Annotated in this window: 14 protein-coding genes and 2 pseudogenes; 9 read left to right on the top strand and 7 right to left on the bottom strand. The window is 73.1% G+C overall.

All coding sequences use genetic code 11. The features are described 5' to 3' along the window. Positions 1-48: 48 nt before the first annotated feature. Together ACFYXV_RS27090 and ACFYXV_RS27085 are read left to right on the top strand one after the other, a co-directional pair. Positions 49-591, top strand: a complete 543-nt coding sequence (locus tag ACFYXV_RS27090) for a GntR family transcriptional regulator (RefSeq protein WP_385476586.1) — start codon at positions 49-51, stop codon at positions 589-591. Then, positions 588-1,372: pseudogene (locus ACFYXV_RS27085) on the top strand (GntR family transcriptional regulator). The gene ACFYXV_RS27090 and the pseudogene ACFYXV_RS27085 overlap by 4 nt, the downstream one beginning before the upstream one ends. 142 nt (positions 1,373-1,514) lie before the next feature. Here the strand turns inward: ACFYXV_RS27085 and ACFYXV_RS27080 are convergent. The 3 genes from ACFYXV_RS27080 to ACFYXV_RS27070 form a co-directional block, all read right to left on the bottom strand. Continuing rightward, the gene (locus tag ACFYXV_RS27080) at positions 1,515-2,975 is read right to left on the bottom strand and encodes a glutamate synthase subunit beta (RefSeq protein WP_385476659.1); all 1,461 of its coding nucleotides are present in this window, start codon (positions 2,973-2,975) and stop codon (positions 1,515-1,517) included. Continuing rightward, positions 2,968-7,527, bottom strand: coding sequence for a glutamate synthase large subunit (gene gltB / locus ACFYXV_RS27075; protein WP_389384330.1), 4,560 nt, complete (start codon positions 7,525-7,527; stop codon positions 2,968-2,970). The genes ACFYXV_RS27080 and gltB overlap by 8 nt, the downstream gene beginning before the upstream one ends. Positions 7,528-7,869: 342 nt before the next feature. After that, positions 7,870-8,601: a VIT1/CCC1 transporter family protein gene (locus ACFYXV_RS27070; RefSeq protein ID WP_383345646.1), complete on the bottom strand. Its 732-nt coding sequence runs from the start codon at positions 8,599-8,601 to the stop codon at positions 7,870-7,872. A 280-nt stretch (positions 8,602-8,881) separates the two neighbouring features. On the opposite strand from ACFYXV_RS27070, the gene ACFYXV_RS27065 reads away from it, so the two are divergent. The 7 genes from ACFYXV_RS27065 (at position 8,882) to ACFYXV_RS27035 (ending at position 16,680) form a co-directional block, all read left to right on the top strand. Further along, positions 8,882-9,859 carry an ADP-ribosylglycohydrolase family protein gene (locus ACFYXV_RS27065; RefSeq protein WP_385476662.1) on the top strand — a complete coding sequence of 326 codons (978 nt, stop codon included), beginning with the start codon at positions 8,882-8,884 and terminating at the stop codon, positions 9,857-9,859. Then, positions 9,757-11,016 (top strand): ADP-ribosylglycohydrolase family protein, encoded by a 1,260-nt coding sequence (locus tag ACFYXV_RS27060; RefSeq protein WP_389384252.1) that lies wholly within the window; start codon positions 9,757-9,759, stop codon positions 11,014-11,016. The genes ACFYXV_RS27065 and ACFYXV_RS27060 overlap by 103 nt, the downstream gene beginning before the upstream one ends. A 7-nt stretch (positions 11,017-11,023) precedes the next feature. Then, a complete protein-coding gene (locus ACFYXV_RS27055) occupies positions 11,024-12,169 on the top strand; it encodes an ADP-ribosylglycohydrolase family protein (RefSeq protein ID WP_385476668.1) in 1,146 nt (381 codons plus the stop codon). 86 nt (positions 12,170-12,255) lie between these two features. Next, on the top strand, positions 12,256-13,665 hold the full coding sequence (locus tag ACFYXV_RS27050) for an ADP-ribosylglycohydrolase family protein (protein WP_389384329.1): 1,410 nt from the start codon (positions 12,256-12,258) through the stop codon (positions 13,663-13,665). Continuing rightward, entirely contained in the window at positions 13,662-14,633 is a 972-nt protein-coding gene (rbsK, locus tag ACFYXV_RS27045; RefSeq protein WP_389384251.1) for a ribokinase, read from the top strand. The genes ACFYXV_RS27050 and rbsK overlap by 4 nt, the downstream gene beginning before the upstream one ends. Then, on the top strand, positions 14,630-15,862 hold the full coding sequence (locus tag ACFYXV_RS27040; protein ID WP_385476674.1) for a CaiB/BaiF CoA transferase family protein: 1,233 nt from the start codon (positions 14,630-14,632) through the stop codon (positions 15,860-15,862). Before rbsK ends, ACFYXV_RS27040 begins: the two co-directional genes overlap by 4 nt. Beyond that, complete coding sequence (locus tag ACFYXV_RS27035) at positions 15,859-16,680, top strand: HpcH/HpaI aldolase/citrate lyase family protein (RefSeq protein ID WP_383345664.1); 822 nt, start codon at positions 15,859-15,861, stop codon at positions 16,678-16,680. Before ACFYXV_RS27040 ends, ACFYXV_RS27035 begins: the two co-directional genes overlap by 4 nt. 73 nt (positions 16,681-16,753) lie before the next feature. On the opposite strand, the gene lgt is transcribed toward ACFYXV_RS27035, so the two are convergent. The 4 genes and pseudogenes from lgt to ACFYXV_RS27015 form a co-directional block, all read right to left on the bottom strand. Continuing rightward, the gene (gene lgt / locus ACFYXV_RS27030) at positions 16,754-17,809 is read right to left on the bottom strand and encodes a prolipoprotein diacylglyceryl transferase (protein WP_389384250.1); all 1,056 of its coding nucleotides are present in this window, start codon (positions 17,807-17,809) and stop codon (positions 16,754-16,756) included. A gap of 289 nt (positions 17,810-18,098) precedes the next feature. After that, positions 18,099-18,890 (bottom strand): annotated as a pseudogene (locus ACFYXV_RS27025) (thioredoxin domain-containing protein); the annotation flags it as partial. A 122-nt stretch (positions 18,891-19,012) separates the two neighbouring features. Next, on the bottom strand, positions 19,013-19,825 hold the full coding sequence (gene trpA / locus ACFYXV_RS27020; protein ID WP_389384249.1) for a tryptophan synthase subunit alpha: 813 nt from the start codon (positions 19,823-19,825) through the stop codon (positions 19,013-19,015). Next, a partial coding sequence (locus ACFYXV_RS27015) for a pyridoxal-phosphate dependent enzyme (protein WP_389384248.1) occupies positions 19,822-20,256 on the bottom strand: 435 nt, incomplete at its 5' end. The genes ACFYXV_RS27015 and trpA, both read right to left, overlap by 4 nt.

The raw sequence follows: 20,256 nt of genomic DNA, 5'->3' as shown, positions 1-20,256 counted from the left end.
TCGCATAACGTGGAGGCGACGGAGTGGAATTCGGGCGCGGGAGGCACCGTGAGCGGCAGTCAGTGGACCAGCAAGTCGATGCCGTACCTGGCCGCCCGTCCGGCCGACGCACCGGACGCGTGGACGGACGAGGCCGCGGAGGCCGGACGTCGGGGCGGCCAGCGCGTCCTTCACGCCGGAGAGGTGGCAGCCCCCATCGCCGTCGCCCTCATGCTCGGCCTGGCGGCCGGAAGCACGGTCGTGGCACGCCGAAGGATCATCGAACTCGACCAGGAGCCGAGCGAGTTGACGGACACCTACTACCCCCCGGACATCGCCGTCGGCACCGCCCTCGCCGGAACGGCGAAGATTCGCGGCGGAGCCGTCACCCTCCTGGCCGCCCTGGGGCATGCAGGCGTACGCGTCGTCGAAAACGTGACGGCGCGGATGCCCGACGACGAGGAGCGCGCACAGCTGCACCTCGCTCCGGCCGAACCGGTTCTGCAACTCGCCCGCACCACTTACGACTCGGCGGACCGTGCCATCCAGGCGGACATCATGGTCATGCCCGCCGGACTCCATCAGCTCCGGTACGAGATCAGGATCGGATGACCTTGCCCAGCCACGAATCCGGCGCGCTCGACCCGAGACCGCTCCATGCCCGCATCGCCGCCGACCTGCGCGAGGAGATCCTGAGCGGCGAGCTGGCGGCGGGTACGAGACTGCCGTCGACCGCGCAGCTGAAGGACCGCTTCGACGCCTCCAACGCCACCATCCAGAAGGCCGTGCACCTGCTGAAGGACGAGGGGCTCGCGGTCGGGCGGGCCGGTGCCGCGGTGACCGTACGGGAGACGCGGCAGCGGACCGTCCACCCGGCCCGATCCCTCACGCCGGCAGCCACCGGGGAGGAGTACCCATGGCTCGCCAACGCCTCGAACCGCCCGTCATCGGTACGCAGCACCGTGCTGTCCGTCGAAGAGGTACCGGTCTGTGGTGATGTCGCCGAGGCTCTTGGTACGGCGCCCGGCGGGACTGCCGTACGCCGCCGCCAGCTGATCACCATCGACGGTGAACCGGCGGAGCTGGTGGCCTCGTACTACCCCCTGGACATCGCCCGCGGCACCGCCTTGGCCGAGCCGCGGCGGATCCGGGGCGGCACACCGACCCTGCTGACGGAACTCGGCTTCCCGCCGCGGCGCAGCGTGGACCGGGTCTCCGCGCGCGTGGCGCGACGCAGGATCAGTACACGGCCCTGCGCCTCCCCGGTGAGCTGCCGATCCTGCGCACCCTACGGACGGTGTACGGCGACGGCGACCGCCCCGTCGAAGTCACCGTGATGGTGAAGGCCGGGCACCTCTACGAGCTCCGGTACGAGTTCACGCCCGAAGCCTGACCCCCGGAACGCCACAGCGCCCGCCATCCCTGGTCGGGGACATGGCGGGCGCTGTGTCAGAGTTCCGCACACCTTTGTACGGACCGTATGAGGGGTCCTCCCCGCAGGAAGGGGTCCTCCCCCGAGGGGGAGGGGGTGGCCGTTACACCATCAGGGAGCGGTCCGTCGGCTTGACGGGGTACGGGAGGGCGCTCGTGCCCGTCAGGTAGCGGTCGACGCCTCGGGCCGCCGAGCGGCCCTCCGCGATCGCCCAGACGATCAGCGACTGGCCGCGGCCGGCGTCGCCGGCCACGAACACGCCGTCCACGTTGGTCGTGTACGCCGCGTCGCGCGCCACGTTGCCGCGCTCGTCCAGCTCCAGGCCGAACTGGGACACCAGGCCGTTGGCCTGGTCGGTGCCGGTGAAGCCCATCGCCAGGGTGACCAGCTGGGCCGGGAGGACCCGCTCGGTGCCCGGCTTCTGCTCCAGCTTGCCGTCCTTGAACTCCACCTCGACCAGGTGCAGGGCCTGGACGTTGCCGTCCTCGTCGCCCTCGAAGTGGGTGGTGGAGACGGAGTAGATCCGCTCGCCGCCCTCCTCGTGCGCCGAGGTGACCTTGTAGAGCATGGGGAAGGTCGGCCACGGCTGCGCGGCCGGACGGTCCTCCGAGGGACGCGGCATGATCTCCAGCTGCGTCACCGAGAGCGCGCCCTGGCGGTGGGCCGTGCCCACGCAGTCCGCGCCCGTGTCGCCGCCGCCGATGACGACCACGTGCTTGCCCTCCGCCGTGATCGGCGGAGCCACGAAGTCGCCCTCCTGGACCTTGTTCGCGAGGGGGAGGTACTCCATCGCGAAGTGGATGCCGCGCAGCTCGCGTCCCGGGACCGGGAGGTCGCGGGAGACCGTCGCGCCGGCCGCGATGACGACCGCGTCGAACCGCTTGCGCAGGTCGGTCGCGGACAGGTCGCGCCCGATCTCGATGCCGGTGCGGAACTTGGTGCCCTCCGCGCGCATCTGCTCGATGCGCCGGTTGATGTGCACCTTCTCCATCTTGAACTCGGGGATGCCGTAGCGCAGCAGGCCGCCGATGCGGTCCGCGCGCTCGTACACGACCACGGTGTGGCCGGCCCGGGTCAGCTGCTGGGCCGCGGCCAGACCGGCCGGGCCCGAGCCGATGACGGCGGCGGTCTTGCCCGACAGCCGCTCCGGCGGCTGCGGGGTGACGTTGCCGTTGTCCCACGCCTTGTCGATGATCGAGACTTCGACGTTCTTGATGGTGACGGCCGGCTGGTTGATGCCGAGCACGCACGCCGACTCGCACGGAGCCGGGCACAGCCGCCCGGTGAACTCCGGAAAGTTGTTCGTGGCGTGCAGCCGCTCCGACGCCGCCGACCAGTCCTCGCGGTACGCGAAGTCGTTCCACTCCGGGATCAGGTTCCCGAGCGGGCACCCGTTGTGGCAGAACGGGATGCCGCAGTCCATGCAGCGGCCGGCCTGCTTGCTGATGATCGGGAGCAGCGAGCCCGGAACGTAGACCTCGTTCCAGTCCTTCAGCCGGTCGGCGACCGGACGGGAACAGGCCGTCTCGCGCCCGGTGGTGAGGAAGCCCTTCGGGTCAGCCATGGGTCGCCGCCTCCATCATCTTCTCCGTGGTCTCGGACTCGGAGAGTCCGGCCAGCTCAGCGGCGTCCTTGGCGGCGAGCACTGCCTTGTACGTGGTCGGGATGATCTTGCTGAAGCGGTCCGCGGAAACGGACCAGTCAGCCAGGAGCTTCGCGGCCACGGTCGAGCCGGTCTCCTCCTCGTGGCGGCGCACCACATCGTGCAGCCACTGCTTGTCGGTGTCGGAGAGGGCGGTCTCGACCGCCCCGGTGTTGCCGACGTTGACGTTGGCCGGGTCCAGGTCGATGACGTACGCGACGCCGCCCGACATGCCGGCCGCGAAGTTGCGGCCCGTCTCGCCGAGGACGACGGCCGTACCGCCGGTCATGTACTCGCAGCCGTGGTCGCCCACGCCCTCCGAGACGACCAGGGCGCCGGAGTTGCGGACGCAGAAGCGCTCGCCGGTGCGGCCGCGCAGGAACATCTCGCCGCCGGTGGCGCCGTAGCCGATGGTGTTGCCGGCGATGGTCGAGTACTCGGCGAGGTGGTCGGCGCCGCGGTCCGGGCGGACCACGACCCGGCCGCCCGACAGGCCCTTGCCGACGTAGTCGTTGGCGTCGCCCTCCAGGCGAAGCGTCACACCGCGCGGCAGGAAGGCGCCGAAGGACTGGCCCGCGCTGCCCGTGAAGGTCAGGTCGATGGTGTTGTCGGGCAGGCCCGCACCGCCGAACTTCTTCGTGACCGCGTGGCCGAGCATGGTGCCGACGGTCCGGTTGATGTTCCGTATGGCGACCTGGGCGCGGACCGGCTGGGCGGCCTCGGCGGTCTCGGCGTTCAGCGCGTCGGCGGCGAGCTTGATCAGCTCGTTGTCGAGGGCCTTCTCCAGACCGTGGTCCTGCTCGATCAGGGCGTGGCGGACCGCGCCCTCGGGCAGTGCCGGCACGTGGAAGAGGGGCTCCAGGTCGAGGCCCTGCGCCTTCCAGTGCGTGACGGCCTTGCTGGTGTCGAGGAGCTCGGCGTGGCCGACGGCCTCCTCGATCGTACGGAAGCCCAGCTCGGCCAGGATCTCGCGGACCTCCTCGGCGATGAACTCGAAGAAGTTCACGACGAACTCGGCCTTGCCGGAGAAGCGGTCGCGCAGGACCGGGTTCTGCGTGGCGATGCCGACCGGGCAGGTGTCCAGGTGGCAGACGCGCATCATGACGCAGCCGGAGACGACGAGCGGCGCGGTCGCGAAACCGAACTCCTCGGCGCCGAGCAGCGCGGCGATGACCACGTCGCGGCCGGTCTTGAGCTGACCGTCGGTCTGGACGACGATGCGGTCGCGCAACCCGTTGAGCAGCAGGGTCTGCTGGGTCTCGGCGAGGCCGAGCTCCCAGGGGCCGCCCGCGTGCTTGAGCGAGGTGAGCGGCGAGGCGCCCGTACCGCCGTCGTGGCCGGAGATGAGGACGACGTCCGCGTGGGCCTTGGAGACACCCGCGGCGACGGTCCCGACGCCGACTTCCGACACCAGCTTCACGTGGATGCGGGCGACCGGGTTGGCGTTCTTGAGGTCGTGGATCAGCTGAGCCAGGTCCTCGATGGAGTAGATGTCGTGGTGCGGCGGCGGGGAGATCAGGCCGACGCCCGGGGTGGAGTGCCGGGTCTTGGCGACCCACGGGTAGACCTTGTGGCCGGGCAGCTGGCCGCCCTCGCCGGGCTTGGCGCCCTGCGCCATCTTGATCTGGATGTCGTCCGCGTTGACCAGGTACTCGCTGGTGACGCCGAAGCGGCCGGAGGCGACCTGCTTGATCGACGAGCGCCGCGCCGGGTCGTACAGGCGGTCCGGGTCCTCGCCGCCCTCACCGGTGTTGGACTTGCCGCCGAGCTGGTTCATGGCGATGGCGAGGGTCTCGTGCGCCTCGCGCGAGATGGAGCCGTACGACATGGCGCCGGTGGAGAAGCGCTTGACGATGTCGGCGACCGACTCGACCTCGTCGATGGAGATCGAGGGGCGGCCCCCGTCCTCGGCGCCCTTGAAGCCGAAGAGCCCGCGGAGCGTCATGAGGCGCTCGGACTGCTCGTTCACCCGGTCCGTGTACTTCTTGAAGATGTCGTACCGGCGGTTGCGGGTGGCGTGCTGGAGGCGGAAGACCGTCTCCGGGTCGAACAGGTGCGGCTCGCCCTCGCGGCGCCACTGGTACTCGCCGCCGATCTCCAGCGCGCGGTGCGTGGCCGCGATGCCGGAGGCCGGGTACGCCTTGGCGTGGCGCGCGGCCACCTCCTTGGCGATGACGTCCAGGCCGGCGCCGCCGATCTTGGTGGCGGTGCCCTGGAAGTACGCCCCGACGAACTCCTCGTTCAGGCCGACGGCCTCGAAGACCTGGGCGCCGCGGTAGGAGGCGACGGTGGAGATGCCCATCTTGGACATGACCTTCAGGACGCCCTTGCCGAGCGCGTAGATCAGGTTCTTGATGGCCTGCTCCGGCTCCAGGCCGGACAGGAACGTACCGGCGCGCAGCAGGTCCTCGACGGACTCCATGGCGAGGTACGGGTTCACCGCGGCGGCGCCGTAGCCGATGAGCAGCGCGACGTGGTGGACCTCGCGGACGTCGCCGGCCTCGACCAGCAGGCCCACCTGGGTGCGCTGCTTGGTGGCGATGAGGTGGTGGTGCACGGCGGAGGTGAGCAGCAGCGAGGGGATCGGCGCGTGCTCGGCGTCCGAGTGGCGGTCCGAGAGGACGATGAGGTGGGCGCCGCCCGCGATGGCCGCGTCGACCTCGCCGCGGATCTCCTCCAGGCGGGCGGCCAGTGCCTCGCCGCCGCCGGAGACCCGGTAGAGGCCCGAGAGGGTGGCGGCCTTCATGCCCGGCATGTCGCCGTCGGCGTTGACGTGGATGAGCTTGGCCAGCTCGTCGTTGTCGATCACCGGGAAGGGCAGGGTGACGCTGCGGCAGGACGCGGCGTTCGGGTCGAGCAGGTTGCCCTGCGGGCCCAGCGAGGACAGCAGCGAGGTGACGAGCTCCTCGCGGATGGCGTCCAGCGGCGGGTTGGTGACCTGCGCGAAGAGCTGCGTGAAATAGTCGAAGAGCAGCCGGGGGCGCTCGGACAGGGCCGCGATCGGCGAGTCCGTGCCCATGGAGCCGAGCGGCTCGCCCGCGGTGCGGGCCATCGGCGCGAGGATGACGCGCAGCTCTTCCTCGGTGTAGCCGAAGGTCTGCTGGCGTCGGGTGACCGAGGCGTGGGTGTGGACGATGTGCTCGCGCTCGGGCAGGTCCGTCAGCTCGATCTCGCCGGACTCCAGCCAGTCCGCGTAGGGCGCGGCGGCGGCCAGACCGGCCTTGATCTCGTCGTCCTCGACGATCCGCTTCTGGGCGGTGTCGACGAGGAACATCTTGCCGGGCTGGAGGCGGCCCTTGCGGACGACCTTGGCCGGGTCGATGTCGAGGACGCCGACCTCGGAGGAGAGGACGACGAGGCCGTCGTCGGTGACCCAGTAGCGGCCGGGGCGCAGGCCGTTGCGGTCGAGGACCGCGCCGACCTGGGTGCCGTCGGTGAACGTGACGCAGGCCGGGCCGTCCCACGGCTCCATCAGCGTGGAGTGGTACTGGTAGAACGCGCGGCGGGCCGGGTCCATGGAGGTGTGGTTCTCCCACGCCTCCGGGATCATCATCAGCACCGCGTGGGGCAGCGAGCGGCCGCCGAGGTGCAGGAGCTCCAGGACCTCGTCGAAGGAGGCCGAGTCGGAGGCGTCGGGGGTGCAGATCGGGAAGATCCGCTCCAGCGCGCCGTCGCCGAAGACGTCGGAGGCCAGCTGGGACTCGCGGGCCTTCATCCAGTTGCGGTTGCCCTTGACCGTGTTGATCTCGCCGTTGTGCGCGACGAAGCGGTACGGGTGGGCCAGCGGCCAGGACGGGAAGGTGTTGGTCGAGAACCGCGAGTGGACCAGGGCCAGCGTCGAGGCGAAGCGGCGGTCGGAGAGGTCCGGGAAGAAGGGCTCCAGCTGGCCGGTGGTCAGCATGCCCTTGTAGACGATGGTGCGGGCGGAGAGCGACGGGAAGTAGACGCCGGCCTCGCGCTCGGCGCGCTTGCGCAGCACGAACGCCTTGCGGTCGAGCGCGATGCCCGTGCTGCCGCCATTCCCGGAGACGAAGATCTGGGAGAAGGCCGGCATGGTGGCGCGGGCGCCGTTGCCGAGCAGGTCCGGGGTGACCGGGACCTCGCGCCAGCCGAGGACGGTGAGGTTCTCCTCGGCGGCGATGGCCTCGATCTGCTCCACGGCGGCGGCCTGTGCGGTGCCGTCGGCGGGGAGGAAGGCGATGCCGACGGCGTACGCGCCGGCCTCGGGGAGCTCGAATCCGGCCACCTCGCGCAGGAACGCGTCGGGGACCTGGGAGAGGATTCCGGCGCCGTCGCCCGAGTCGGGCTCGGATCCGGTGGCGCCGCGGTGCTCAAGGTTCCGCAATACGGTCAGCGCCTGCTCGACCAGCGTGTGGCTGGCCTCGCCGCTGAGGTTGGCCACAAAGCCGACGCCGCAGGCGTCGTGCTCGTTGCGCGGGTCGTACATGCCCTGGGGGGCGGGGCGACCGTCCATGGGCGACCAGGCGGTGGTGCTGAGGCCGGTCGCGGAGTGCGTGGATGCGGAACGCATCGGCTCTCCCGTCGTCGTAGCGGCATATGTGTCATAGCCGAGGGACGACGTTGGCCCTCTGCGAAATTTCGTGCAGGTTACATGATGACTGCAATCCCGAGAAGCGGATACGTCGTTTCACCATGCGGACACCGCACGCAGCAGAAAGTGGAGGCTCCACAGCGGACGGGCATCTTTGCCCGGCGCGCGGCGCCCTGGTCTGATGCCCGGCGGACAGGCAATCGAAACCGCCGAGTAACAGACTACTTATACCGTGGGCTGCATAGTGTCTCATCGCTTGCGCGGTCAGCCTACGGCTCCGCCGATCCAGGTTCCCAGGACGTACGTCACACCCGCGGCCGCGCCGCCCAGCACCAGCTGCCGCAGGCCGCTGTACCACCAGCTCCGCGCGGTGACCCGGGAGACGACCGCTCCGCAGGCGAAGAGCCCCACCAGCGCGAGCAGCACCGCCGGCCACAGGGACGCGGCCCCGAGCAGGTACGGCAGTACGGGCAGCAGCGCGCCCAGCGCGAACGAGCCGAAGGAGGACACCGCGGCGACCATCGGCGACGGCAGGTCGTCGGGGTCGATCCCGAGCTCCTCGCGGGCGTGGATCTCCAGCGCCTGCTCGGGGTCCCGGGACAGCTGCATGGCGACCTCGCGGGCGAGCATCGGCTCGACCCCGCGCGATACGTACAGCTCGGCCAGCTCCTCCATCTCGTCGACGGGGTGCTTGCGCAACTGCTGCCGTTCTATGTCAAGTTCGGCGAGGACGAGCTCGCGCTGCGAGGCGACGGAGGTGTACTCCCCGGCCGCCATCGAGAAGGCTCCGGCCGCGAGGCCGGCCAGCCCGGTGATCACGATGGTCTGCGGGGCGACGGCGCCGCCGGCCACGCCGGTCATCAGCGCGAGGTTGGAGACGAGTCCGTCCATCGCACCGAAGACGGCCGGCCGCAGCCATCCTCCGTTGACGTCACGGTGGGTGTGGTTGTCGCGGTGCGCGGTGTGCAGCGGTGCTTCGATGTCGATGATGGACATGACGGATTCCTCCCCTTTTGTACGAGCGGGTACGCGGAACCAGGCCATGCGCGACGCGCAGGCACCCACACCCCCGGAACACCTCGAAACTACGCACGATTTCCTTCGCCCGCCAGCAAGGAAGGCCGTACTTACCTGGGGTTTCGCGGGTCGGCGACCGGGTGACGGGGGCCTGGGCGGGGTGTTTCGCGACAACCGACAAACCACATGACATGGCACAAATCCCCCAAGGGCTCATGATGAGCCCCATCCACAGTGGGAGAGGCGCGCCATGGAGCCGATGAAGCTGATTGCATGCAATCCGCAGGTCCTCCTCGAACGGGCCAGGGGCGCTCTTCTGGGCCTCGCGACGGGTGACGCGCTCGGCGCCCCCGCCGAGAACATGAAGCCCTCGGAGATCCGGGCGAAATGGGGCCGCATCGAAGGCTTCGTCTCGGACGATCCGGCGGGCACCGACGACACCGAGTACGCGATCTTCTCCGGGCTGCTGCTGGCCCGCCACGGGTCGGCGCTGACCGTCTCCCACGTCGAGCGGGCCTGGCACCACTGGATCGCCGACCTCGACGAGGGGCCCTTCCGCGGGGCGGGCTTCAGCGAGCGCGGCACGCTGGAGAACCTCCGCCGGGGCCTGGCCGCCCCCATCTCCGCCCAGCACCGGCACGCATGGTCGGACGGGCTGGCCATGCGGGCGGCCCCCTTCGGGGTCTTCGCGGCGGGCCGCCCGGCGGAGGCCGCGCGGCTCGTCGCCATCGACGGCTCGGTCAGCCACGACGGCGAGGGCATCTACGGCGGCCAGGCGGTCGCGGCCGGGGTCGCGGCGGCGATGGCGGGCGGCTCGCCCGCCTCCGTCATCTCCGCGGCCCTGTCCGTGATCCCGTCCGACTCCTGGACGGCCCGCTCCCTGCGCCGCGCGGTGACGGCGGCCCCGCGCGGCGAACGGGCCGTGCGCTCCGCGGTGGTGATCGGCGGCTACCCGTGGACGGACCTGGCCCCCGAGGCCGTCGGCCTGGCGTTCGGGGCCTTCGCCAGCTGCGGCGGCGACTTCGTCGCCTCGGTCCTGACGGCGGTGAACATGGGCCGCGACGCCGACACCACGGCGGCCGTGGCGGGCGCCCTGTCCGGCGCCCTGTCCGGCGTGGGCGCGATCCCTGAGGAATGGGCCAAGGCCATCGGCCCGGTCCGCGGCAGCTGCCTCCCCTCGATGCGCGGCTATCACGTCCTCGACATCGCGGACCTCCTCACTCCGGAATCCCGGTGACCCCCCTCCCCCCGGGCCAGGGCCCGCAGCCCCCCTCCGACGTCCGGCGGATCGAAGGGGTGCTGCTCGGACTCGCCGCGGGCGACGCCGCCGGATGGCCCGCCGCCCGGCACCGCGCCAGCCGCATGCCCGAGTGGACCCGCCGCCTCACCCGCGAGCTCGACACCTTCGCCGAGCACAACCAGACCACGACCCTCCCCGTCCCCATCGCCCTCAACCAGCCCCCGGAGCCCCTGCGCCTCGGCCCCTCCGACGACGCCGAATGGGCCGCCTTCGCCGCCGAATCCGTGCTCACCGCGGCCGGCGCGCTGCTCAGCGACCTCAGCCGGTCCCGCCGGATGCGGGCCGCCATCGACCTGGCCTGGAACGCCCTGGCCAGCGAGATCGCCGCGGCGGCGGAACGCGCCCCCGAGGTGGAGTCCGCCGTACTGCCCCTGCGCGCCCGCATCTCCGTACGGGCCGGCCTCGGCAACCTCGCCGCCGGCCTGCGCCCGCCCGCCACCGGCCACGACAACCCGCACTACTTCGACGACGCCGCCTGCGTGCGCGCCTGCGTCCTGGCCGTCGTCCACCCCGGCGACCCGGCGGCCGCCGCCGACCTCGCCGAGTTCGACGCCCGCTACACCCAGGACGGCGACGGGGTCCACGGCGCCCGCGCCATGGCCGCCGCCATCGCGGCCGCCCTCGCCGGCGCCGACACCGACACCGCCGTGGACGCCGCCCTCGACCGGCTCCCCGAGGCCACCGAGATCGGCCGCAACGCGCGCCACGCCGTCAAACTCGCCCGCGTCCACGCCGAGGGCGGGGCCTTCGCCATCGTCCCCACCCTCGAACACGAGATCGTGGACCACGTCTACAGCTACGGCATCGCCGCCGCCGAGACCGTCCCCGTCGCCCTCGCCCTCGCCACCGCCGCCCGCGGCCGGGCAGCCGAGGCCGTACCGGCCGCCGCCTGCCTGTCGCGCGTCGCGGACTCCGCCCCCGCCCTCGCCGGCGCGCTCACCGGCGCTCTCGGCGGAGGCGACTCGATCCCCGCCGCCTGGCGCGAGGCCTGCCGCACCCTCTCCGGCTGCGCCCTGCCCCGCCTCGCCGGGACCGACCTCGTCGAACTCGCCGCGCTGCTCGCTCGTACGGAACTCACCTCACCCAAGGGATGATTCGGACATGACGCTCACTCTCGAAGACCGGGCGGCCGGCTGCCTCGTCGGGGCCGCCGTCGGCGACGCGCTCGGCGGCCCGGTGGAGGGCTGGTCCCCGGACCAGATCGCGCAGCGGCACGGCGGCCGCGTGCACGGCATCGTCGGCCCCTGGCACGAGGACTGGCGTACGGCCCGCCCCATCGCGCCGTACCACAAGGGCGACGGCCACGTCACCGACGACACCCTCATGACGCACGCGCTGGTACGGGTCTACGAGGCCGTACGGGACCACCTCGACGCGTACGCGGTCGCCGAGCACCTGGTGCCCGACCTGATGACGAACCCCCGCTGGATCCCCGAACTGGAGGCGGAGGCACTGCCCTTGCAGCGCATCTTCCTCGCGGAGAAATGGATCGTGAGCCGCCTGCACTACGGGCACGTCGACCCCCGCGAGGCGGGCAGCGGCAACATCGTCAACTGCGGGGCGGCGATGTACATGGCGCCGGTCGGCATCGTCAACGCCGGCAATCCGGCGGGCGCGTACGCGGAGGCCCTGGACATCGCCGGGGCGCACCAGTCCTCGTACGGGCGGGAGGCGGCGGGCGTCTTCGCGGCCGCGGTGGCGGCGGCCTGCCGGCCGGGGGCCACGGCGTCCTCGGTGGTGGACGCGGCCCTGGCGCTGGCCAAGGACGGCACCCGGGAGGCGATCGCCGCGGTCTGCGAAGCGGCCGCGCGCCACCGGGACTTCGAATCGGCCCTGGCCCCGCTGCGCGCGGCGGTGGCCCCGTACGACTCGGTCGGCCCGGACTACCGCTCCCCCTCGCTCGGCGCCCGCCGCCCCTCCCGCCTGCACGCGATCGAGGAGCTGCCGATCGCGCTCGGCATGCTGGTCGTCTCCGACGGGGCGTACGAGGGCTCGGTGCTCGGGGCCGTCAACTACGGCCGGGACTGCGACTCCATCGCCACCATGGCCGGGGCGATCGCCGGAGCCCTCGCGGGCGCCTCGGCGGTCCCGCCCGCCTGGGCCAAGGAGGTCGCCGAGGCCAGCCGCCTCGACCTGCACGCCCCGGCGACGGCACTGGCGGCGGTGGCCCGCGAGGTCTTCGCCCGGGACCGGGACCGCCGCCGGGCCCACGAAGCGGCCTTCGCCTCGATCGCCGGCCCGCGGTGACCCCCGTCCCGTCCGCCGCCCCCGCCGCCCCCGCGGGGCCGGCGCCCGCACGGGCCCCGGGCGGCGGGCCGTCCGGGACCGTACGGCTGACCTGGGCGCAGCCGGAGGACCTGGTCGGCCACGAGCTGCGGCAGGCTGCGGAGGACGGCCGGGACGCCGGGCCGGTGGCGCGGGCCTGGGCGGCGGCGGGCGGCCACCCGGCTCCCGCCCGGGCCGGCGCCTCCCCCGCCCCGGCCCCGCCGCGACTGCGCGCCCTGGCCCTCCGCCTCCTGGACGAACTCGCCTCCCTCCCGGTCCCCTCGGCCGCGACGGAACCGGCCTCCTGGCCCGCGATCACCGCGACCTGGCCCGCGTCCCCGGCAGGCGACGCAACGGCACCGGCAACGGCCAAGGCCACGGCACCGGCACCGGCACCGGCACCGGCACCGGCAACCGGCATCGATGCGGAGCTGTGCCGCCGGCTGGAGGCGGCGTGGGTGGGGCGGGCCGTCGGGTGCCTGCTCGGCAAACCCGTGGAGAAGCTGCCGCTGCACGCGATCCGGGCGCTCGGCCGGGCGGCCGGGAACTGGCCGCCGCGCACCTGGTTCACCGAGCGCGGCGTCCCCACGGAGCTCCTGGCCGCGCACCCCTGGAACCGGCGTTCCGCCGGCACCTCCCTCGCTGAGAACATCGACGGCATGCCCGAGGACGACGACCTCAACTACCCCCTCCTCGGGCTCAGGCTGCTCCAGCGCCACGGCAAGCGCTTCACCACCGCCGACGTCGGCCGGCTCTGGCTCGACGAGCTGCCCGCCGGCCGCACGTTCACCGCCGAGCGCCTGGCCTACCGCAACCTCCTCCACGGGCTGGAGCCCCCGGCCACCGCCACCCACCACAACCCCTTCCGCGAGTGGATCGGCGCCCTGATCCGGGCCGACGTCCACGGCTGGACCCACCCCGGCGACCCGGCCGCCGCCGCCGCCCAGGCATACCGGGACGCCGCCCTCTCCCACACCGGCAACGGCCTCTACGCCGCCCTGTTCACCGCCGCCGCCATCGCCGAGGCCGCCGGCGGCCGGGCCGACGTCCACACCGCGCTCCGCGCCGGGCTGGCCGTCGTACCGCCCCGCTCGCGCCTCGCCGAAGCCGTCCGCCACGCCGTCGGCGCCGCCGGGCTCCACACCGACTTCGACCGCGTCGTCGACGACCTCCACGAGCGGTACGGCCACTACCACTGGGTCCACGCCGTCCCCAACACCGCCCTGATCGCCGCCGCCCTCACCCACGCCGAGGGGGACTTCACCCGCTCCGTCTGCGGCGCGGTCTCCGGCGGCTGGGACACCGACTCCAACGGCGCCACCGCCGGCTCGCTGGCCGCGCTCCTCGACCCGGACGGCGTCCCGCACCGCTGGTCCGCCCCCCTCAAGAACCGTCTCGCCACCACCGTCCCCGGTTTCGACGGCATCGGCTTCGACACCCTCGCCCAGCTCACCGCACAGGAGGCAGCCCGCCCATGACGGCCATCGCCGTGCTCGGCAGTACCAACATGGACCTCGTCGCCTACGTCCCCCGGGCCCCCCGCCTCGGGGAGACCGTCACCGGCCGCGCGTTCCGCACCGTCCCCGGCGGCAAGGGCGCCAACCAGGCCGTCGCCGCCGCCCGCAGCGGCGGGGAGGTGGTGATGATCGGCGCGGTCGGCACCGACGAGTTCGGCGTACGGCTGCGCTCCGCGCTCACCGCCGCCGGGGTCGAGACGGCGGCCCTGCGCACCGTCGAGGGCGCCAGCGGCACCGCCCACATCACCGTCGACGACGAGGGCGCCAACAGCATCGTCGTCATCCCCGGCGCCAACGGCTCCGTCACCGGGCTGGAGGCGGGCGACGCGGCCCGGATCGGCGCCGTCGACCTCCTGCTGCTCCAGCTCGAACTCCCCATGGAGGCCGTCCTCGCGGGCGCGGCGGCCGCCCGCGCCCAGGGGGTCCGTACGGTCCTCACCCCGGCCCCGGCCCGTCCGCTGCCGCGCGAACTGCTGGAGCTGGTGGACCTCCTGGTGCCCAACGAGCACGAGGCGGCGGCGCTGACCGGCTTCACCGACCCGCTGGGAGCCGCCGAGGCACTGCTGCGCGAGGTACCGGAGGTGGTGCTCACCCTGGGCGCGGCAGGGGTGCTGTACGCGGCGCGGGGGCGGGAGCCGCTGTCGGTGCCGGCGCTCCCGGTGCGGGCCGTGGACACCACGGCCGCCGGGGACACCTTCGTGGGCGCGCTCGCGGTGGCCCTCGGGGAGGGCCGCCCGATGCCGGAGGCGCTGCGCTGGGCCTCGGCGGCGGCCGCGCTCTCCGTCCAGCGGCCCGGCGCACAGGACTCGATGCCGACCCGTACCGAGACCGAAGCCTTCACCGCGTCCGCGTCCGCGTCCGGTGCCGGTGCTGGTGCCGGTGCCCGGAACGACCTCGCGGGCGAACCGGCCGCGGGAGCCGCCTCGTGACCCCTGCCGACGCGACACGGCCCTCCCCCGGCGCGGCCGCCACCGGCGGCCCGCTCGACGGGCTGCGCGTCCTGGACCTCGCCACCCTCTTCGCCGGGCCGCTCGCCGCCACCCTGCTCGGCGATTTCGGCGCCGAGGTGGTCAAGGTCGAGCACCCGGTGCGCCCGGACCCCTCGCGCGGCCACGGCCCCGCCAAGGACGGCATCGGTCTGTGGTGGAAGCTCCTCGGCCGGAACAAGCGGACGATGACCCTCGACCTGTCCACCCCGGGCGGGCGGGAGACGCTGCTGCGGCTGGCCGCCACCGCCGACGTGGTCATCGAGAACTTCCGCCCGGGCACCCTGGAGAAGTGGGGGCTGGGCTGGCCCGAGCTGTCCGCCGCCAACCCGCGGCTGGTCCTGGCCCGCGTCACGGCCTTCGGCCAGCAGGGACCCTACGCCCGCCGCCCCGGCTTCGGCACCCTCGCGGAGGCGATGAGCGGCTTCGCCGCGATCACCGGGGAGCCCGACGGCCCGCCGACCCTGCCGCCCTTCGGCCTCGCCGACTCCATCGCCGCGCTGACCACCGCGTACGCCGTGATGACCGCGCTCGCCGGGCGCGAGCGCACCGGCCACGGGCAGGTGGTGGACCTGGCCATCATCGAGCCGATCCTGACCGTCCTGGGCCCGCACCCGCTCTGGTACGACCAGCTCGGCTACGTCCAGCCGCGCACCGGCAACCGCTCCACCAACAACGCCCCCCGCAACACCTACCGCAGCGCCGACGGCCGCTGGCTGGCGGTCTCCACCTCGGCCCAGTCCATCGCGGAGCGCGTGATGCGGCTCGTCGGGCGGCCCGAGCTGATCGCCGAGCCCTGGTTCGCGAGCGGCTCCGGCCGGGCCGCCCACGCGCCCGTCCTCGACGAGGCGGTCGGCGGCTGGATCGGCCGCCACAAGGCCGACGACGTGGTCGCCGCCTTCGAGGAGGCCGAGGCCGCCGTGGCCCTGGTCTACGACGTACGGGACGTCATGGCCGATCCGCAGTTCGCGGCCCTGGACACCGTCACCGAGGTCGAGGACCCCGAACTGGGCCCGCTCCGGATGCAGAACGTCCTGTTCCGGCTGTCCGAGACCCCCGGCGGGATCCGCTGGGCCGGCCGCCCGCACGGCGCGGACACCGAAGCCGTACTCACCGAACTCGGCCTGTCCGAGACCGAGATCAGCGCACTCCGGATGGAGGGGGCCCTGTGATCCTGACCTGGCTCTACGTACCCGGCGACCGCCCTGAGGTGGTCGCCAAGGCCCTGCACTCCGGGGCCGACGCCGTCATCGTCGACCTGGAGGACGCGGTGTCGGCCTCCCGCAAGGAGTACGCCCGCGCCGCCACCGCGGAGCGGCTGGCCGAGCGGCCCCCGGTCCCGGTGTTCGTCCGCGTCAACGCCCTGGACTCCCCCTGGGCCGGCGCCGACCTCACCGCCCTGACCGGGCTGCACGGCCTCGCGGGGCTGCGGCTGCCGAAGATCACGGCCCCGGAGCAGATCGCCGCGGTGGCCGACCGCACGGGCGGGGTCGCCCTGCACGCCATGCTGGAGTCGGCGCTGGGCGTGGAGCGCGCGTACGAGATCGCCCGCGCGCACCCCGCCCTGCGCGGGCTCTCCCTCGGCGAGTCCGACCTCGGGGCCGATCTGGGCATCAGCGCGGAGGCGGGACTGGACTGGCCGCGCTCCCGCGTGGTGATCGCGGCCCGGGCGGCCGGGCTGGCTCCGCCCGCCCAGTCGGTCTTCCCCGACATCCGGGACCTGGAGGCACTGGCCGTCTCCTGTACGCGCGGCCGGGCGCTGGGTTTCCTCGGCCGGGCGGCGATCCACCCGCGCCAGCTGCCGGTGATCGAGCGGGCCTACCTGCCCGGACCGGCGGAGGTCACCGCCGCCCAGGAGATCGTGGCGGCGGCCCGCCGCAGCCCCGGGGCGGTGGCCCTGCCGGACGGCCGCTTCGTGGACCCGGCGGTGCTGGCGGGCGCGGAACGGGTCGTGGCCCTGGCCCGGCGGGAGTCCCCCGTCCTCTCGTGAGGCCCGTACGAACGACGGGAGGGGCGCCGCGCGGTGTGCGCGGCGCCCCTCCCGTTCCGTCCGGAAGACCCGGTCAGAGCTTCTTGGCGGTCTTCGGAGCCTCCGCGTCCGCCGTCACGGCGTCCTCGGTGGCGTCCTCGGTGGCGTCCTCGGCCTTGGCCCCGGCCTTGGCCCCGGTCCCGGCCTCCGGCTCTGCTGCTGCCCCTGCCCCTGCCTCGGCGGCGTCCTCGGCATCGGCATCGGCCTTCGGCTCGGAGTCCCCGTCCGCGGGGTCCTTCGGCTCGTCCTTGGTCGCGGGGTCGGACGCCGCGGGCCCGCGGTCCGGCTCCACGACCTCCTCGCGGCCCGGCCGCAGCTTCGCCGACAGCACGAGGTAGACCACGGCCAGGATGAAGACCACGATCGAGGTCCACACGTTCAGCCGGACACCGAGGATGTGGTGGGCCTCGTCGACCCGCATGTACTCGATCCAGCCGCGGCCCACGCAGTACGCGGCGACGTACAGGGCGAACGCCCGGCCGTGTCCGAGCTTGAAGCGGCGGTCCGCCCAGATCACGAGCGCGGCGACGCCGAGGCACCACAGCGACTCGTACAGGAAGGTCGGGTGGTAGGTCCCGGCGACCCGGTTGGGGCCGTCGCTGATCTCGACCGCCCAGGGCAGGTCGGTGGCCCGACCGTACAGCTCCTGGTTGAACCAGTTGCCCCAGCGGCCGCAGGCCTGGGCCAGCGCGATACCGGGTGCCAGGGCGTCCGCCCAGGCCGGCAGCGGGATGCCGCGCAGGCGGCAGCCGATCCAGGCGCCCACCGCGCCGAGCGCGATCGCGCCCCAGATGCCGAGGCCGCCCTCCCAGATCTTGAAGGCGTCGACCCAGTTGCGGCCCTCGCCGAAGTACAGCTGGTAGTCGGTGATCACGTGGTAGAGGCGACCGCCGACCAGACCGAACGGCACGGCCCACACGGCGATGTCCGCGACCGTGCCCGGCTTTCCGCCGCGCGCGATCCACCGCTTGTTGCCGAGCCAGACGGCGACGAAGACGCCGATGATGATGCAGAACGCGTAGCCGCGCAGCGGGATCGGTCCGAGATGGATCACGCCGGTCGAGGGGCTGGGGATATAGGCAAGGTTCATGGCAGAGCCGACGCTACCCTGCCGGGCGGTACGGACCGCAACCCGCCCGGCAACCTGGCGCCAAATCGAGACGGGGGGATCAGTCCTCGCCGGCCCCCTTCGCGACCCCGGCCGAGCCGGCCCGTGAGCCCGCCGCGGTGGAGGAGGACTTCGCCGCGGACGGCGAGGAGGCGGAGGACGAGAGGGAACCCGAGGCCTTCGACCCCTTCGCGGCGGCGCTCGGCGAGGCGGAGTGCGAAGCCGAGGGCGAGGGCGAGGCGGACGGCGAAGCCGGGGAGTTCCCGCCGCTGCCCTTCGCCGCGGCCTCCACCTGCTCCTTGAGCTTCTGCGGGGTCACCGGGTTGGCCTGGTCGGCGAAGATGTCCTTGCCGTTCAGCAGCACGGCCGGGGTGCCCCGGAACTTACCGGCGCGGAAGGCCTCGAAGGACTTGTTCACCCAGCTGTTGTGCGTCCCGTCCTCGACGCACTTGCGGAACTCGGGGGTGACCAGCCCGTCCACCTTGCCCGCCAGCTCCAGCAGCTTCGCGTTGTTCCCGTACGCGTCGTCCGTCTCCTGCGGCTGGTTCTCGAACAGGACGTCGTGGTACGCGGTGAACTTCCCGGCGTCCTGGGCGCAGGCGGCCGCGTTGGCGCCCTTCAGCGAGCCGCTGCCCCCCATGTTCCCGTCGATCAGGGTGACCAGGTGGTAGTCGACCTTGAGCAGGCCCTTGGCCTCCAGCTCGTGGATCGTGTCCCGGTAGTTGGTCTCGAAGGCCTTGCACGCGGGGCAGCGGAAGTCCTCCCACACCGTCAGCGTGGACTTGGCCTCCGGCTTGCCGGCCTGGATGGCGAGCGCGTCCTTGCCCGTGGCCCCCGAGGGGGCGGTCACCGGACCCGCGGCCTCGGACGTGTCGCCCTTGTTGGTGTTGGCCGCGATCAGGCCGACGACGGCCGCCAGGCCGAGGACGCCGACCACCGCCGACGCCACGATGAGGGTCCGCCGCCGCTTCTCCCTCTTCTTCTCGCGCTCGCGCTCCACCTGGAGCCGCTCGCGGGCCGATCGTTTCGCTTCGCGGTTCGCACCGTCGTTCTTCTCGCTCACGTTCGGCCAAACGAAGCGGGGAGGCACTCGCGTGCCTCCCCGCTCCCACTTCCACCCGATCGGACTACAGAACCCGCTCAGGGGTTCGCGCCGCCGATCGAACGCACCGGCCCCGGCGGGCGTCAGCCCCTGCGGACGCCCTCCGCGAGTTCGCCGGCGAGCGCCTTCACGGCCGCCAGCCCGGCCGGCAGGTCCGGCGCGTCCAGCAGCAGCTTCACGAAGGCCGAGCCGACGATCACCCCGTCGGCGAAGCCCGCGACCTCCTTGGCCTGGACGGCGTTGGAGACGCCCAGCCCCACGCAGACCGGCAGCTCGGTGGTGGCCCGGGTCCGGCGGACCAGCTCCTGGGCCTCGTTGCCGACCGACTCGCGCGTACCGGTGACGCCCATCAGCGAGGCGGCGTACACGAAGCCGGAACCGGCGGCCGTGATGGTCGCCAGGCGCTCGTCCTTGCTGCTCGGAGCGACGACGAAGACGGTCGCCAGACCGTGCTTGTCGGCGTGTTCGCGCCACAGTGCGGATTCCTGGACGGGGAGGTCGGGCAGGATGCAGCCCGCGCCGCCCGCCTCGGCGAGTTCGGTGGCGAACCGCTCCACGCCGTAGCGGTCGATCGGGTTCCAGTACGTCATCACCAGCACCGGCGCCCCGGTGGCCGCGTGCGCCTCGCGCACGGTGCGCAGCACGTCGGCGATCTTGACCCCGCCGCGCAGGGCGATGTCGTCGGCGGTCTGGATGATCGCGCCGTCCAGGACGGGGTCGCTGTGCGGGAGCCCGACCTCGACCACGTCCGCGCCGCCCGCGATGACGGCCTTGACGGCCTCGATGCCGCCGTCCACGGTCGGGAACCCGGCCGGGAGGTAGGCGACGAGGGCCGCGCGGTCCTCGGACTTCGCCTTGGCGAGGGTGGCGGAGAGGAGTTCGATGTTGCCGCTCACTTGGTGTCCCCCTCGGAGGCGTCGGTGTCGTAGAGGTGGAAGTAGCGGGCGGCGGTGTCCATGTCCTTGTCGCCGCGGCCGGACAGGTTGACCACGATCAGCCCGTCCTTGCCGAGCTCCTTGCCGAGGTCGAGGGCGCCCGCGAGCGCGTGCGCCGACTCGATCGCCGGGATGATGCCCTCCGTACGGGAGAGCAGGCGCAGGGCCCGCATCGCGGCGTCGTCGGTGACCGCGCGGTACTCGCCGCGGCCGCTGTCCTTGAGGTACGAGTGCTCCGGGCCGATGCCCGGGTAGTCCAGGCCGGCCGAGATGGAGTACGGCTCGGTGATCTGGCCCTCCTCGTCCTGGAGGACGTAGCTGCGGGAGCCGTGGAGGATGCCGGGTTCGCCCGCGGTGAGTGTGGCCGCGTGCTCGCCGGTCTCGATGCCGTG

The organism is Streptomyces sp. NPDC002181, assembly GCF_042890485.1.
In the GTDB taxonomy this organism is placed as follows: Bacteria; Actinomycetota; Actinomycetes; order Streptomycetales; family Streptomycetaceae; genus Streptomyces.
The sequence above is the reverse complement of the archived record's forward strand: the minus strand, read 5'-3'. Positions and strand labels throughout refer to the sequence as shown.

Bases quoted from the DNA above. Each gene is read 5' to 3' on its own strand.
- ACFYXV_RS27080 (WP_385476659.1), bottom strand. From the start codon at position 2,975: ATGGCTGACCCGAAGGGCTTCCTCACCACCGGGCGCGAGACGGCCTGT.
- gltB (WP_389384330.1), bottom strand. From the start codon at position 7,527: ATGGACGGTCGCCCCGCCCCCCAGGGCATGTACGACCCGCGCAACGAG.
- ACFYXV_RS27070 (WP_383345646.1), bottom strand. From the start codon at position 8,601: ATGTCCATCATCGACATCGAAGCACCGCTGCACACCGCGCACCGCGAC.
- ACFYXV_RS27065 (WP_385476662.1), top strand. From the start codon at position 8,882: ATGAAGCTGATTGCATGCAATCCGCAGGTCCTCCTCGAACGGGCCAGG.
- ACFYXV_RS27060 (WP_389384252.1), top strand. From the start codon at position 9,757: ATGGGCCAAGGCCATCGGCCCGGTCCGCGGCAGCTGCCTCCCCTCGAT.
- ACFYXV_RS27055 (WP_385476668.1), top strand. From the start codon at position 11,024: ATGACGCTCACTCTCGAAGACCGGGCGGCCGGCTGCCTCGTCGGGGCC.
- rbsK (WP_389384251.1), top strand. From the start codon at position 13,662: ATGACGGCCATCGCCGTGCTCGGCAGTACCAACATGGACCTCGTCGCC.
- lgt (WP_389384250.1), bottom strand. From the start codon at position 17,809: ATGAACCTTGCCTATATCCCCAGCCCCTCGACCGGCGTGATCCATCTC.